Source organism: Psychrobacter sp. AOP22-C1-C5 (genome assembly GCF_052378885.1).
Lineage (GTDB): Bacteria > Pseudomonadota > Gammaproteobacteria > Pseudomonadales > Moraxellaceae > Psychrobacter.
Window position 1 is genome coordinate 144341 of record NZ_JBQSYC010000001.1, and the last position, 15994, is coordinate 160334.

14 protein-coding genes are annotated in these 15994 nt (G+C 43.7%); 2 read left to right on the plus strand and 12 right to left on the minus strand.

Annotated features, from left to right (window positions below; all coding sequences use genetic code 11):
• Nucleotides 1-47: 47 nt before the first annotated feature.
• The 3 genes from ACT3TH_RS00560 to ACT3TH_RS00570 all read right to left on the minus strand — a co-directional run bounded on the left by ACT3TH_RS00560 (nt 48) and on the right by ACT3TH_RS00570 (nt 3288).
• Nucleotides 48-602: a beta-lactamase hydrolase domain-containing protein gene (locus tag ACT3TH_RS00560; RefSeq protein WP_444753915.1), complete on the minus strand. Its 555-nt coding sequence runs from the start codon at nt 600-602 to the stop codon at nt 48-50.
• Between the two features lie 52 nt (nt 603-654).
• Complete coding sequence (locus ACT3TH_RS00565) at nt 655-1572, minus strand: MaoC family dehydratase (RefSeq protein WP_444753916.1); 918 nt, start codon at nt 1570-1572, stop codon at nt 655-657.
• A gap of 315 nt (nt 1573-1887) precedes the next feature.
• Complete coding sequence (locus ACT3TH_RS00570) at nt 1888-3288, minus strand: 3-oxoacyl-ACP reductase (RefSeq protein WP_444753917.1); 1401 nt, start codon at nt 3286-3288, stop codon at nt 1888-1890.
• A 567-nt stretch (nt 3289-3855) separates the two neighbouring features.
• Here ACT3TH_RS00570 and ACT3TH_RS00575 point away from each other — a divergent pair.
• A complete protein-coding gene (locus ACT3TH_RS00575) occupies nt 3856-5256 on the plus strand; it encodes an acetyl-CoA C-acetyltransferase (RefSeq protein WP_444753918.1) in 1401 nt (466 codons plus the stop codon).
• Nucleotides 5257-5757: 501 nt separating this feature from the next.
• A complete protein-coding gene (gene ppk2 / locus ACT3TH_RS00580) occupies nt 5758-6771 on the plus strand; it encodes a polyphosphate kinase 2 (RefSeq protein WP_444753919.1) in 1014 nt (337 codons plus the stop codon).
• A gap of 143 nt (nt 6772-6914) precedes the next feature.
• On the opposite strand, the gene ACT3TH_RS00585 is transcribed toward ppk2, so the two are convergent.
• The 9 genes from ACT3TH_RS00585 to ACT3TH_RS00625 form a co-directional block, all read right to left on the minus strand.
• Nucleotides 6915-7262 carry a PilZ domain-containing protein gene (locus tag ACT3TH_RS00585; RefSeq protein ID WP_444753920.1) on the minus strand — a complete coding sequence of 116 codons (348 nt, stop codon included), beginning with the start codon at nt 7260-7262 and terminating at the stop codon, nt 6915-6917.
• 110 nt (nt 7263-7372) lie between these two features.
• Complete coding sequence (locus tag ACT3TH_RS00590; protein WP_444753921.1) at nt 7373-8506, minus strand: DNA polymerase III subunit delta'; 1134 nt, start codon at nt 8504-8506, stop codon at nt 7373-7375.
• A gap of 33 nt (nt 8507-8539) precedes the next feature.
• On the minus strand, nt 8540-9352 hold the full coding sequence (kdsB, locus tag ACT3TH_RS00595) for a 3-deoxy-manno-octulosonate cytidylyltransferase (RefSeq protein ID WP_444753922.1): 813 nt from the start codon (nt 9350-9352) through the stop codon (nt 8540-8542).
• A 73-nt stretch (nt 9353-9425) separates the two neighbouring features.
• Entirely contained in the window at nt 9426-10547 is a 1122-nt protein-coding gene (gene lpxK, locus ACT3TH_RS00600) for a tetraacyldisaccharide 4'-kinase (RefSeq protein WP_444753923.1), read from the minus strand.
• 71 nt (nt 10548-10618) lie between these two features.
• Nucleotides 10619-12397 (minus strand): lipid A export permease/ATP-binding protein MsbA, encoded by a 1779-nt coding sequence (gene msbA / locus ACT3TH_RS00605; protein WP_444753924.1) that lies wholly within the window; start codon nt 12395-12397, stop codon nt 10619-10621.
• 91 nt (nt 12398-12488) lie between these two features.
• Complete coding sequence (locus ACT3TH_RS00610; RefSeq protein WP_444753925.1) at nt 12489-12920, minus strand: ExbD/TolR family protein; 432 nt, start codon at nt 12918-12920, stop codon at nt 12489-12491.
• A gap of 100 nt (nt 12921-13020) precedes the next feature.
• Nucleotides 13021-13857, minus strand: coding sequence for a sulfurtransferase (locus ACT3TH_RS00615; RefSeq protein WP_444753926.1), 837 nt, complete (start codon nt 13855-13857; stop codon nt 13021-13023).
• Nucleotides 13858-13930: 73 nt separating this feature from the next.
• Complete coding sequence (locus ACT3TH_RS00620) at nt 13931-14641, minus strand: MotA/TolQ/ExbB proton channel family protein (RefSeq protein WP_444753927.1); 711 nt, start codon at nt 14639-14641, stop codon at nt 13931-13933.
• 77 nt (nt 14642-14718) lie between these two features.
• Nucleotides 14719-15852 (minus strand): ParB/RepB/Spo0J family partition protein, encoded by a 1134-nt coding sequence (locus ACT3TH_RS00625; protein ID WP_444753928.1) that lies wholly within the window; start codon nt 15850-15852, stop codon nt 14719-14721.
• Nucleotides 15853-15994 lie beyond the last annotated feature (142 nt).

A 15994-nucleotide genomic window follows, 5' to 3' on the forward strand; every position in this document is an offset into this window, starting at 1 on the left:
TTAATATTGTCTGTCTTTTAGCGCGATACTTTTTAACCTGGTACTTTTTAACGTGGTACTAGCAAACGCTTATACACTTCGTCTTCAAGCTCAGTCAAGCCATGACTGCGGCCACGCTCCATTGCAGTATCCATTTTGCGCCCGCGTAGCCAGCCTGCTCGCAAAGCAATCGCTGCACCCACTCGATTGCCAGACCCACAGTGTACGGCTATTTTTTTACCATGATGTTGGCGCAATATGTTATCGAATGCCAATATCTTAAGCTGTTTTAATTCAGCAGCACCGCTAATAGATAGCTGTTCATATTGCATACCCGCCTGCGCAACTGAAGCTGATTCATCAAAGATTAGCTCATCATCCGCTTGCAAATTAATAACTACATCAACCCCAGCCTTCGCTAAAGCAACAATCTTTTCGTCGTCAAGCGCACCGCACACAATAGTGTTTGCATCAGGACGAAAATAAGGTTTAAGAATGACGGCAAGATCAACACCATTATCAAACACATCGTCATTGGTGGAGCTGTCATTAGCGGCTATTGTCTCTATCGCTGCTGAATGATCTAATTGGTCTGCACTTGTTGCGTTCTTTTGTGAAGTCATAATAATAAAATTGTTCGTCAAATATGGCTGTAAAGATAAAGGCTTTCGTGTGTTACTTACTACCCTTTTGCAGTTTAACAACACCCGCCAAATGTGGCTTATCATTTTTTGAGCTATACAATCCAAAGTGGCAAGAATCTTGTGCGTCTTTAAGCTGTGCAACTGGATCAGCAATCAACTCTACTTCAGCTGGCAAAAAGATAGGTAGCTTGAATGACACCTCAACCGTACAAGCATCAGGCAACTCACCCATCATGCCAAGGCACTTGGCCTTTGACCACATACCATGAGCGATGGCTTTAGGAAACCCAAATGCACGTGCTGATAGAGGGTGTAGATGGATTAGGTTAAAGTCACCTGAAACGAACGCATAACGACGACCGATGTCTTCTGGTACCTCAAATATGCTATGTACGCCTTCCTCATTAACCAGTGGTTTAACCGTTACTGGGCGTGGCGTACTCTTTTTGTCTTGGCTGCTGGCGGGTTTTTTGCTACGTGATAAATACGTAGACGTTCCTTCCCAAATCACTTCACTCTCTGATCTGATCGTGGTCACGAAGTCAAACTGTTGACCTTGCGCATGGTCGCGTAAGTTATCAAAAGCCACTGACATGGCAACGGTTTCGCGCTCACCAACAGGACGATACTGCGTGACACTATTATCAACGTGTACCAGACCCAGCATAGCAAACGGGAACGGCTCTTTCACCATCATATTCATCTGTAACGCTTGAGACAATACCGAAAAATAAGTGATGGGTACTTTGCCATTATCAGCAAAACCACAAATTTTACGATAGTCGTTTAAATTTTCCTGATCGATGTGCAGATCATCGACATAGTAAGTCGCTTGCGGCAACTGATCTCTGCTAATTTTGCCACTATTACCGATAGGCAGTAAACTTTTTACAATATTGGCGTAGGTAGTATGCGCTTTTGGCAACGCATCATAATGTTTGTCTGACATAAATAAATCCTAAGTGGGGCTTGAACGAATTTTCTGAGTGCATTTAAAGATGCTAAGAATACGTTGATTAAAGCCTATCAGCGAGCAATGTCATCAGCCCTATGTTTAATCAAACTTATTAGCAACTGTAGCAGCAGAAAACGATCTGGCATATGGTGTCTGTGTTTTTATCATAAAAAAGCCACCCTTGGGCAGCTTTATTACCTTTTATCAGCAATTTTTTCGTAAGCATATGTGAGGTAAATTAAAAATGATAGGTTACATCATAAATTTACTGTCAGCTCCATGACGATTATATCGATTTAGACATCGATGTTATGCGCCAAGTAAGCTCTGACCGCAAACGCGTACTGTGTTGCCGTTTAAGCCACCAGAGGCAGGTGATGCCAACCAAGCGATGGTCTCAGCCACATCTACTGGTAAGCCGCCTTGGCTCATTGAGTTCATACGGCGACCTGCTTCACGAATGGCAAATGGGATAGCTTCTGTCATTTGCGTTTCAATAAATCCTGGTGCCACAGCGTTAATGGTCATTCCCTTTGCATTGCTTTCCAACTGCTTTGCAGTGGCATCAACCAAGCCAATAATACCAGCTTTAGACGTCGCATAGTTGGTTTGGCCCATGTTACCAGCGATACCTGATATTGAGGATACGCAGACGATACGGGCATTTTCTTTAAGTACATCGTTGTCCAACAAGTAACGGTTCAGCTTAGCCACACTACCTAAGTTGATGTTAATTACCATGTCCCACTTTTTCTCGTCCATTTTTGCTAGCGTCTTATCACGAGTCACACCAGCATTATGAATGATTGAGTCCAGACCACCACGCTTTTTCGCTGCTTCTGCAATTTGAGCGCCAGCATCATCGCTTGTGATATCTACAGTTAAGATAGAGCCACTGATTTCGCTTGCGACTTTTTGTAGATCGGCTTGCTGTTGCGGTACATCCAGACAGATAACATGCGCTCCTTCGCGTGCCAATACACGGGCAATTGCTTCACCGATACCGCGACTGGCACCAGTTACTAACATGGTTTTACCGCCTAGAGGCTGTGTCCAATCAACATCGATTGAAACGCCTTTGCTAACTCGCACTACTTGACCTGATACGTAAGACGAACGGGCTGATGTGAAAAAGCGTAGGCTCGAATCCAGATTCTTCTCTGCCCCTTTTTCTACATAGATAAGCTGTGCCGTAACGCCGCGCTTAAACTCTTTACCAACAGATTTTACAAAGCCTTCAAGCGCACGCTGTGCCAATGCTGCTTCGATATCAGTGATATCTTCAGGCGGACGACCAATAACGACGACTCGGCCTGACGTTTCTACGCGGCGAGCAACGCTATGAAAGAACTCATACACTTCCTTGAGCTGATCGGCATTACTGATGTTACTGGCATCAAACAATAAAACCTTGAACTTATCATCACCACCTGTGTTTGCTTTGGCTTCTACGCCTGCGTCTGCCAGTGCGTCTTTGATATCGTCACGACTATTTACAAACACCTCAGCGTGAACATCTGACAAAATGCGTGCGACTGACTCACTGACGCTTTTGTCTTCGCCATCAGCACGACCAACCAAAACACTACCACGTACCAAATGCTCACCACTTTCAAAGCGATCAAGTGTGACTGGTAAAGGTAAACCTAAGTTCTTTGCAACTTTTTTGCCAATAGAAGACTGAACGAAATCACCATAACGGTCTGACATAATATAATCCTATGAGTAATGGTTAAATGATAGTAAAAGAAAAACGCAATGTACCTACTTTTGCACGTACGTTGCCTTAATAATTATTAATATGTGGTCATTGGGTTTAAAATTGTCTTAACTATACACTTTCATCATAAACAAGTCCAAAAATCGCGACTGTCTACAACAATCTGTAAACAAGCTAGTATACAAGAGTAGCAGGTCTACGCGCGTCAAAAATTGCCCTAATGTGCTAAAATCAGACCCATAAGTTATGTATGATATAATTATCAATAACAATATATTATCAAACACATAGTTATGCAATCTTAGCAGGTAATACGCATCAGTCTACAAAAGGCATCAATATTGTTTTTAAAGCAGTTATCGATGTTATATAAGCGTCATGTGGTTTGCTAAAGATATACATTAAGGTCATAAAAACGCCTTATCATAAACAGCGGCACTACATGATAAGTAGCCTTAATAAATGATAATATTTACTTGTTGTTTTTTCTATTGATTAAGCCATATTTTTTATTGTGAACACTCTTTTTTCTGCCCATATTTTTTAAGGATAATACTATGAGTAATAAAAACAATCACCCTGATAGTCCTGTTGTTAAAAGCACTGTCGTAAAATCTAGTGATGAAAAAAATAAAAACACGACAACGACCAAAGCCAGCAAAACAAAGCTTACCTCAGGTCAAAATCGTGTGGCAATCTTAGGTGGCAACCGTATCCCTTTTGCTCGCTCAAATGGTTCATACGCTGATGTCAGCAATACAGATATGTTAACAGCGGCTTTAGACGGCTTGATTGAACGCTACAACCTACAAGGCGAAGTACTGGGTGAAGTGGTATCTGGTGCAGTTATGAAATTGAGCCGCGATATCAACTTAACTCGTGAAGCGACACTAAATACGGCACTAAGCCCGCATACGCCAACCTATGACATCTCGCAGGCATGTGGTACTGGCCTGCAAGCAACCTTTGCTTCTGCCAACAAAATCGCATTGGGACTTATTGATTCAGCCATTACAGGTGGTGTCGATACTACCTCTGACGCGCCTATCGCAGTTGGCGATGGTCTACGTAAGGTTCTCATCAAGCTAGGCGCTGCAAAAGATAACAAGCAACGTCTGAAAGCGCTCATGGGTCTAAATCCAAAAGACCTCATTGATTCGCCACAAAACGGTGAGCCACGTACTGGTCTGTCAATGGGGGAGCACCAAGCCATTACGGCACTTGAATGGAATATCAGCCGTGAAGCACAAGATGAGCTGGCTTTTAATAGTCACAAAAATCTTGCGCGCGCCTACGATGAAGGGTTCTTCGATGACCTAATCACTCCATACAAGGGTCTAACTCGTGACAACAATCTGCGTCCAGACACGACGCTAGAAAAACTGGGCAAGTTAAAGCCTGTATTTGGCAAAAAGAATGCCAACCCAACTATGACAGCTGCCAACTCTACTCCGTTAACTGATGGTGCTTCTTGTGTATTATTAGGTACGGATGAATGGGCGAAAGAGCACAACCTTAAGCCACTGGCTTATATCGTTCATCAAGAAACTGCTGCCGTTGACTTCATTGGCAAGTCTGGAACCACAGAGGGCTTATTAATGGCACCTGCATACGCAGTACCACGTATGCTCGAACGTGCAGGTTTGACCTTACAAGACTTTGATTTCTATGAGATTCATGAAGCCTTTGCCTCACAAGTATTGTCAACACTCGCTGCTTGGGAAGATCAGAAGTTTTGCGAAGAGCGCTTAGGTCTTGACGCCCCACTTGGATCTATTGATCGCAGCAAACTCAACGTAAACGGTTCATCTCTAGCAGCAGGCCACCCATTTGCAGCCACTGGTGCTCGTATCTTAGCCACGGCAGCCAAATTACTGGATCAAAAAGGTTCAGGTCGTGCGCTTATCTCTATCTGTGCAGCTGGCGGTCAAGGTGTGACTTGTATCCTAGAAAAGTAAATCACTGTGTTATTTGATTAACAGATAAGCCCGGCATTTGAGACACCCTTTAATCGATGGATTAAAGGGTGTTTTTTACGTTTGTATATAAAAAACGCAGTAAGTGAAAGTAATTTACATTAGCAGCATATTATTTTGATCTTACTTTGAAATACTATAGTCGATTCCAAATAAAACAGATACATTATATTCCAACGTTGAATTGGTATAAATTTTTCTTGCTTGCTGTGCCTTCGCGGACAGAGACGGCGAAAAATTCATTCCAGTATTGATGTATCGTTTTTATACTGGACTCACTATATAAGGCACGATAAATAATGGTCATTCGTAATATGTAGGCATCCATGACTCGACTTCATTTCGAATGGGTCATATATTTCGTAGTAAAGTACGCGATAACACAATAATAAAACGTAGCCGAATTATAGCCTTACTGATAGATATGCTAAAGTAAGACGCACAATCAATAAAAACTATAACAACATCTACTAGGAGCTTTTGATGGGTAACATACCTTCAGCCATTGACCCAAAATCTCTAACGCTGCAAGAACGCAAGGAGCTTAGTCTGTTTGAGCAAGAAAATTTTATTGAGCGTATGGACAAAGAAGTGCTGAATGATGAGCTGCGGCGTAAGATGCATGAGGACCTAATCGACAATTATGATGAAGAGCTTGAAAACGAAGTAGACGATTACGTACGTGATTTTCGTTTTGATGGCATCGAGATGACCGAAAAAGAAAAACTGAACCGCCGTACGTATTTTCAGGAGTTGGTAAGACTACAGCGAGAACTCATCAAATTACAAGATTGGGTGGTTGATCGCGGCGAACGTATCGTTGTGATATTTGAAGGGCGAGACTCTGCTGGTAAAGGCGGCGCAATCAAACGTATCACTCAGCGCTTGAACCCGCGCGTTTGTAGAGTGGCTGCCCTACCTGCGCCCACTGAACGTGAGCAAACGCAGTGGTATTTTCAGCGTTATGTGGCCCACTTGCCAGCAGCAGGCGAGATTGTTTTGTTTGATCGTAGTTGGTATAACCGAGGCGGCGTTGAGCGTGTCATGGGGTTTTGTTCCGATGCTCAGTACGAAGAGTTTTTTCAATCAGTACCTGAGTTTGAGCGTATGCTGGTACGCTCAGGCATCCGCTTGGTAAAATACTGGTTTTCAATTACTGATGATGAGCAACATTCGCGTTTTATGAGCCGCATTCATGACCCGCTTAAACAGTGGAAACTCTCGCCGATGGATTTACAATCACGGAGACGTTGGGAAGATTATACCAAGGCAAAAGAAACCATGTTTGAGCGTACTCACATTCCTGAAGCTCCGTGGTGGGTTGTTGAAGGCAACAGTAAAAAACGTGCTAGGTTAAACTGTATTGCGCATTTACTTGATCAAATTCCTTATAAAGAAGTGCCGCGTACCGAGGTTGAGTTACCTGAGCGCAAACGCGATGATGAGTACTATCGTGAACCGATCCCAGATGATATGTATGTGCCACCGCGTTACTAAACTAAGAGGTTGTTGTATTATTGGCCTAAATTGTTTCAAAACTCGAATAACAAAAGACTAAATAGAAATACTGCGTGATGTGGACCAAACAACTATGATCCACATCACGTTTATTTTTGGTTTAGTATCACAAAGCATAGATACTACATGGTATAAGTCGACTGCAAACCATCTATTTTGCCTGCTAACAATCGCTCAACCTCGTTCTTAATCCTCTGACCAGCGATGTCTGTACCAATCTGCACCGCAAAACCTGCGGGACGACCGCCTTGCGATTTAGCATTTACCCAGACTACTTTGCCATTCATCGGCAACCGTTCACTTGAGTTAGGCAACGTAATCGCGATAAACACCTCATTGCCTAATTGCTGAGGTTGACTCGAAGGCACAAACAATGCCCCATTGCTTACAAAGGATAAATAGCTGGCGTATAACGTTTCAATATTTTCAATGTGGCAGGTTAAAATCCCGCCGCGTCCTGGCATTGCCATAGTCAGCTTCCTTTATGAGTTGGATCTAGTATATGGTATGAGTGATTAGCGGTAGATAGACCAAAGCTTTAAAAATTAGCCGAATCGTTACCACGCGCTATAACATGATGCTATAAATATGCCAATTCTTGCATCAGCTTATCATAGGCAAATTTTTCTTGCACATTTTGTTGTAGAGCAATTTTGGTCTGTTGCAAGCTACTGGCAAATGTTTCTAACCCAGCGGCCATAGGTTGATGTATCTCTAATACTGTTGATAACTTAACGTCTTTTTGTAACTCACTAAGCCCAAGACTGACACGGCGCATGTCAAGCAGCATCATCTCAGACAGTTGAATAAACGCTTCAATACCTAACTGGTTTTGCCAATAGTCACTTGCGGCCACGCTACTGCGCTTACCACTACGTAACGCTTGCCATGTGGTCAGCCATAAGCCACGCTTACTGTACCACGGTGCTTGCGCCATACCTATTGCAGCTAGTGGTGCGCCATTTGCTAGTTGGATAAGCTGCTCAATCGCCGCTGTGCCGACCACCTCACGATTGACAGTATGACCCAACGCATTGGTCACATAATCAACGGCTATTGCTATATCAATTGTTTGTAATGGTAGCTGCTGGACACGGCTTTTGATGGTTGGAAGCAGCTGAGCAGGTGCATCACTGATCAAGAACAAATGCACCTGTGATTGTGGCTCCTCCAATGTCTTAAGCAATGCATTGGCAGCGGCGACCGTCATTTGCTCAGCTTGGTCTAACACACAGATACGCATTCCTTGCCCACCTTGATAAATAAAAGGCTGCAAGGCACGAATGTCATCGATCTTGATTTTAAGAGCGCTATTGCCGACAGGCTTAGTAGATTTTTTGTCCTTCGCTTTGTTGCTCAATTTTTCTGCATTATCAGTACTGTCTGTACTGATGGGCATACGGATGATGGGCAATACTTGCAGACTTGGATGCGTGCCTGATTTTAGCCACTGACAGCTCTCACATTTTGCACATGCTCCTGCTAGATGAGTGTGGCGCTCACGGCATAACAACCAAGCGACCAACCGCCACACAAAGGCGCGCTTACCCATGCCTTGCATGCCTGCTGCGAGCAACGCATGAGGTAAGGACTGCTGTGACAGCACCCGCGTCGTCAGTTGCGACCACAATGTCTGCTGCCATGGCAATAACGGCGCAAAATAAATGCTATCAGTGGTATCTATTGCGCCTTTGTTTTCCATGGTATCACTCATATGGCTTTATAACATTGCTGATTATTTCGAGTATTACTCAACAGGATTTTGAAAGTCGGCTAAGCTCATCGCATTTAAACGCTCTAAGTCTTCTGGGGTATCAACACCCGCTGGCAACTGGCAAGCTGCGACTGCGATCGCAATATGTCCGCCATTTTCTAAAACACGCAGTTGCTCTAAGCTTTCGAGTACTTCAAGCGGTGTTTGCGGCCAATGCACGAACTGCTGCAATAGATTGACGCGGTAAGCATACAAACCCAAATGACGATAAGCATCCTTTGGTGGCTGCTCATCATTTTGATTGCTTAAAACAACATCGCGGTCGCAAGGAATTGGCGCTCGGCTAAAGTACAACGCACGCTGATTACCCTTGACCTGTTGGCTAACAACTTTTACCACAGATGGGCGATGAAAAGTCTCGTAATCCTCTATAGGCTCGCATAAAGTCGCCATGACGCTGTCATTGTCCGCTACCAAAAGCGCCTTCACTTGCTCCAACAATAACGGCGGTACAAGGGGTTCATCGCCCTGCATATTGACCACAATATCATGGTCAGGCCAGCCTTTGATGGCCGCCACTTCTGCCAATCGATCTGTACCTGACGCGTGCTCGCTACTGGTCATCACTACGTCAAAACCAGCCTCTATGCATACCTTAGCAATACGCTCATCATCAGTAGCAATACACATATCATCGGCGAAGTGGGCAGCTTGTGCTTTTTCGGCAACCCAAAGAATCATTGGCTTACCATGAATATGCAGTAATGGCTTGCCTGGTAATCTTGTGCTCTTGAAACGTGCAGGAATGACAATATGAGTTTTAGCAGGCGTAGTAGCTAGTGACATAATTTATTCCTATAGTGTTTTTATAAAGTTTAAAGCATCATCCATTTTTTGCTTTGATATTTTGCCTGTCTGTTCAGTTTTTAGTTTCATAACTTTTAGTCACAATACCCAAATGATTCAATTGCTGCTCTAGGTGCAGGTAACAGTTATCAGAGAGTATGGCGGTGACTGGTAGTACCCAAAGCCTATCTACCAACGCTTTATAGTCACCTATCAGTGCCTGTTCAGCGGTATGTTTTAGTAATAACGCTCTTATTTTTACCGCATCTTTAGTAGTCACAACGATTGGATAATCGCCATACTGAAACAACTCGGCCAAACTAAAGTCGTAATGGTCAGGATAAGGATGCCCAATGACATCGAAACCAAGCCATTTTAGCGTATTAAAAAAACGCTGTGGGTAGCCAATACCACTCACTGCATGTATTTTGCTACCTTTTTTAGGTCTTTCAGTTTCTGTTTGACTATCGGTTGATTCTGATTGCCATAAGCGCTGCATATTATCAGCTTCCAGATGCACGGTCAGACGATTAGCTGGATGGGAATAACCATCCTCTTTATTATTTTGAGCTAATATCGTCTCTAAACTTTCATGGTAGATGACGCTCGCGCCTTCTAGCCGCGATACTGGCTCACGTAGGAACCCTGTAGGTAGCAGTTGCTTATTACCAAAACCGCGTGCGGCATCCACCACAATCCACTCGATATCGCGTTGCAGTGCATAATGCTGTAAACCGTCATCGGCGATAATTAACTGCAGATCAGGATACGCCTTCAACAGAGTGTTAATCGCTTGTTCACGGCTTGGGCAGACTGCCATTGCTGCGCCTGTCATAGTGACGATTAAACATGGCTCATCCCCCACTACATTGGGCAGACTGGTAGCACTGACCAGCGCTGGCATCTGGCTAGTATCGCCACCGTAACCACGACTAATGACGCCAACTTTGACTCCTTGCTCTTGCAAATGGTTAACCAACGCAATAATTAACGGTGTCTTGCCACTACCGCCCACACTGATATTACCAATTACCATAACAGGAACAGGCGCACGATAGCTTGATAATATGCCAATCTTGTAAGCTTGACGACGAATTATCGTGATAAACCCGTACAACCAGCTGATAGGTAGCAACAACCACAACCAAGCGGCTTGACGTTGCCATGCACGCGTCACTGTCGTCTCAATGCTCATGGTTAGTGGTCACTTATCCTATTTATTTGGTAGTGTTTAAGCGTCAAAGTTGTTCCGAGCTATCAACCCATCTACTTAAAATCTCGGGCATACATTTGCGCATAATGGCCTTGCTTCTGTATCAGCTCATTGTGCGTGCCAAGCTCCACTATCTGACCCCCATCCATTACCGCAATACGATCGGCAGACTCAATAGTCGTCAAACGATGCGCAATGACCAATGTTGTACGGTCTTTCATAACGTTATCGAGCGCTTGCTGAATGTAATATTCTGATTCGTTATCCAGCGCACTGGTGGCTTCGTCCAAGATTAAAATAGGTGCGTCTTTTAGTAAGGCACGCGCAATCGATAAGCGTTGACGCTGCCCACCAGACAGTTGCAAACCCTCAGCGCCAATTTCACTTTGATAACCATTTGGCATCTTCATAATAAAATCGTGGGCAAAGGCATCTTTTGCAGCGCTTTCAACTTCAGCCTGCGTTCTATTGGCTAAGCTACCATAAGCGATGTTGTTAAACACTGTAGTATTGAACAATACTACTTGCTGATTAACCATCGCAATTTGCGAACGTAGGCTTTCTAAAGTAATGTCCTCAATTGGCATGCCATCCAAAGTAATCTGCCCTGAAGTAGTCGATAAAGTCCGGGTCAATAAATTAACCAACGACGACTTACCAGCCCCACTTCGTCCAACCAAAGCCACCGTCTCACCCGCTCGTACATCTAATGTGAAGTTACGCAGCGCCACAGTCGAATCCGGATAAACCAAACCGACGTTGTCTAGACGAATCTGTCCTGACAATGTAGGGTTAAGCACACCTGTATCTTCCTCTTCTGGCTCGTCTAATAGGGCAAATATCGACTCACCTGCGGCAATACCCTTCTGCAATTTTTGGTTAATATCAGTCAATGAGCGGACCGGTTTACTGAGTAAGCCCGCCGCAGCAATGTAGGAGATAAAGGCACCCGCTGAGATATCGTTTATCACTGCTGGACGTAATGCAAGCCATACCACAACCGACATTGCGACCGCCATTAAAAGCTGCACTGCTGGCGTATTAATACTGTTGGTAACGACTACTTTCATACCTTGGCGTAAATTCTTTTTTGATGTTGTATCAAAACGACTGGCTTCATAAGCTTGTCCGCCATAATTTTTGACCACTTGATAGCCACCAATGACTTCATTAGTGATATGACTGACATCGCCCATCGTCTCTTGAATACCCTTAGAGAGCTTAAGATACCGTTTGGAGGCAACACGAATTAACCACAAAATAGGCGGTAGCACGACAAACAAAATCAAGGTCAAACGCCAATTGCTATAAAGTAAAAAGCCTAGTAGCGCTACGACTGTCAAACCATCACGCAATAGCGTTTTCATTGAATCAGTACTGGCTGCCGTTACTTGCTCAACGTCAAATATCAGTTTTGACGATATCGTACCAGCCGGATTTGCCAAATAAAATGAGCTTGGTAAGCGTAACAGTTTATTAAAGACTTCTACTCGCAGCTCATAGACCAAATTGCGTGATACAAGAGCAGAATAATAGTTACCCAAAAAGCTGCCAATACCCCGAACAAAGAACAAGCCAATAATCAATAAGGGGAACAAGTCCTGTTTACTCTGATCATTCTGGTTAATGGCATCAGTAATATATTGCAGTAGCTTGGCAATCCAAATCTCTGTTGCTGCGTTAATAGCAAACCCTAAAATAGTAAGCAGTAAGGCCCACCAGTATGGTTTTAGGTAGCTCAATAGACGCAGCAATGTCTCATACCTAGATACGCTTGCTGTGGCTGCTTTAGCAGAAGTTTTTGTAGAGTCAGATTGATATATTTGGCTCATAAAAGCCTCGATTTGAGTGTCATCAAATGAATGGAATGCGCTTACCGCACAGTTTTACAAGAGCATAATGTATAGCAAAACTGGCTATGCGTTATGGTGGTAAAGGTTGGCCAAGTGGCACGACGGTGCTGATATTAAGGTTTAAAAAGCCCAGTTTACCAGCGATATCCATTACCCGCACCACTGACTGGTGGGTGGCGTTAGCGTCCGCAGCAATGACGAATAGCATATCACGGTTACTGCCAGCCTCTTGCTGTAGCATACTGGTCAATTCAGCCTCATTGCTACTAGCAAGGGTAATGCCATTGACTAAATAACTGCCGTCTTCTTGTACGGCCACTTCGATGCTGTTGCTTTGTTCTGTCAGTGCGACGCCTTCAGCTTCAGGAAGAATAATATTTAAGCGACTAAAGTGATTGAACGATGTTGCCAGCAGCAAAAATACGATCAAAAACAGTAAACAGTCAATCATCGGCGTTAGATTGATTTCAAGTGGCTCAACTGTTGGTTTTCTAAAGCGCATATCACTCTCTTTAATCCGCGTAGTACTAATGTCCTTGAGACATGGTTGGTTAAGCGTTAATGACAGGGTTCAAACCATTAAAATACATTAAGGCTCCACTTTATATAACAATCTCATTCTTTTCATCTGCCGCCCACTCAGACCATGAACCGTCATATAAAGAAGTATTCTCAAAACCAGCTATTTTTGCAGCTACTAACACGATACACGCCGTTATTCCTGACCCACAACTAAAAACGAGCGAATCAGACTTCACAATTCCTTTTTTGGCAAAAACGTCATAAATCTGCTTTTCGTCCAGATAAAACGCTTCGTTCAGAACATTTGCGAACGGTATGTTTAAGGATTTTGGGATGCTTCCACTTTTTAAACCTTTTCTAGGTTCAGGATCGTTGCCTAAAAACCTACCAGAGCTACGGGCATCAATCAATTTGAAATGCTTACTGCTCAAATTATCTCTGACTTCTTGCGTGTTCTTTACATTTGATATTGAGTTCACATTGGGACAGGACTTCAATGCGTTAGGCACTGAGAAAGCATTATCAACTCTGTGTCCACTTTCAACCCACGATTTTAGTCCACCATCCAATATTAGTACATCTTTGAAACCAGACTCGGTTAACATCCAGTAAGCCCTTGGAGATGAGTAAATGCCCTTATTGTCGTAGACAACGATAGAATCCTCAATATCAATTCCTAATTTCCGGCAGGACTCAGCGATCACATCGCTAGAAGGCAAAGTATGAGGAAAGACGCTCAAACTGTCTGAGAAGCCATCGTCAAGGTCAAACTTTAGTGCGCGAGGAATTATTCCACTTGCCATTTCGTTCGTTGTATTTGAAACCGTTGATCCTAAAGACGCATCTAAAATTTTTATTTTTTTACCCATTGCCATTTGGTTGGCAAGCTCTTGTGCTGAAATCAATATTTTTTTCATAAGCGCTATACTAAGAAAGAGCAGACTTTGCTTAGACTTTCCTCCATCACACTGTAATTATTGCCATTTTATTTTAGTTTGACGCGCTCATTGGACGCTCATGGTTCAAGCCTTCACCATTTACTACCGTATGGGTACGAGACTGATTAAAACCAGCAGTATGCGTATTTTCGAGCAACTGGTAATCGTATAGCTCTTGAATCATTAGCCCCGCTTGGGTCTCAAACTGAGCGTTGATATCAATGATACGGCGCTGAAAATAACGATAGGCAACCAGTGCTGGTATGGCAACAATCATACCTGCTGCCGTGGTAATCAACGCTTGAGACACGCCAGCGGCAAGCATTGTTGGATCTTGCATCGCACCATCAGTAATAGCCAAAAATGAAGAAATAATACCCAACACCGTACCCAACAAACCAAGTAGCGGTGCAATCGCTCCTATGGTGCCAAGCATGTTGATGTTTTTTTCTAATTGATGAACTTGCACGCTGGCGCGATTCTGCATATGCATTGTCATCGACTCTAGCCCGTACTGGCGGTATAGCAAACCAGTCGCTAAAATATCACCAAGCGCGGTTTTTTCTTTAACATTCATCAATTGTGTGCGCCCAATATCGCCATTTTCACGCAAACGGGTTATTAACTGCTCACGCAATCTGCTTGGTACAATTTTTTTAAATTGCAAAGTATGGCTACGCTCAATGATGATAACCAGTGCCAATATCGAGCACACCACGATAGGTGTCATCAACCAACCACCTGCTTTCACCAACTCCCACATATTAACTCTCTTCTAGATTCTTATGAAAAAGTTACTATCAAGATATTTAAATCGTTACTACAAACCTAAACAGTCTCCTAGGCTTGTGCTTCTATATGCTTGATCAAAGCAGCTAATTGGTCTTGGCTGTGGAAGAATATCTCAACGCTGCCCTGCCCATCTTTTTTATGCTTGAGTTTTACCTCAGCCCCCAGCATGTCTGTCAATCTTCGTGTCAATTGCTCGGCATCGCGAGTATTTACTTGTTCGGTACGGGTGGCTTTGGGCGCAGGTTGCAAAATTGATTTGACCAGCTTTTCAGCTTCTCGTACTGTCATGCCACCATCAATAATTTTTTGGGCAATGATAGGCTGCTGATCGGACGACAAGGCCAGTAGTGTGCGAGCATGACCCATGTCTAGGGCACTGTTTGCTAAATGGTCTTTTACGGTGTCATGCAGCTGATTCAAACGCAGTAAATTTGATACTGTGGTACGGGCCTTACCGACGACATCGGCAATCATGGCATGACTCATACCAAACTCTGTATGAAAACGCTGTAAGGCAGCTGCCTGCTCAATCACAGATAAATCTTCACGCTGTATATTTTCAATGAGTGCCAAAGCAATCGCTAATTCATCAGATAAAGCGCGCTCAATCGCTGGAATAACAGATTTTCCTGCCATTTTCGCTGCACGCCAGCGCCGCTCACCGGCAATGATTTCGTGAGTAACGAACGCTTCGCTCTTATCTTCGTTGGCTAGCAGTGGACGAATAACGATCGGCTGCATCACGCCATGCTGCTCAATAGAAGATGCAAGCTCTGCCAGCGCCGTTTCACTCATATCGCGGCGTGGCTGATATTTACCAGCTTGCAAACGCATCACATCGATTTGCACCAAGCTGATCTGATCTTCCGTTACACTCGTATCAGCTCCGTTAGCACGTACTTTATTGACAGGTGTTTTATTGGTAGCACGTGGCAAACGTGCTTTACGATTACTGTTTTCAGACGTCTCGATATTTACTGTTTTTGCCGCTGATTTTTTATCGGCTTCTGCCTGATCTGTTTCAGCAGGTTCATCTGTATTTGACGCGTCAACGGGCAAAGTATGCTCACGCGCAGCCATATCATCTTGCAAGGCAGAGGCGGTAATTTGCTTTTCTTTTTTGATTGACCCTAATAAGGCATCCAAGCCTCGATTGGCGGCCAACCCTCTTTTCTTCGCCATGATTACCTATCCTCTAACGCTAAATTAAAAGCCAAATGATTGTTGATACGGCTTACCAAACATACAATTTTAAGTGTTTTCTGAGCTAACGGTGTGTGCGCTTTTGACTGCTCAGTTTCTCTCATACCCGTTATGATCGCTT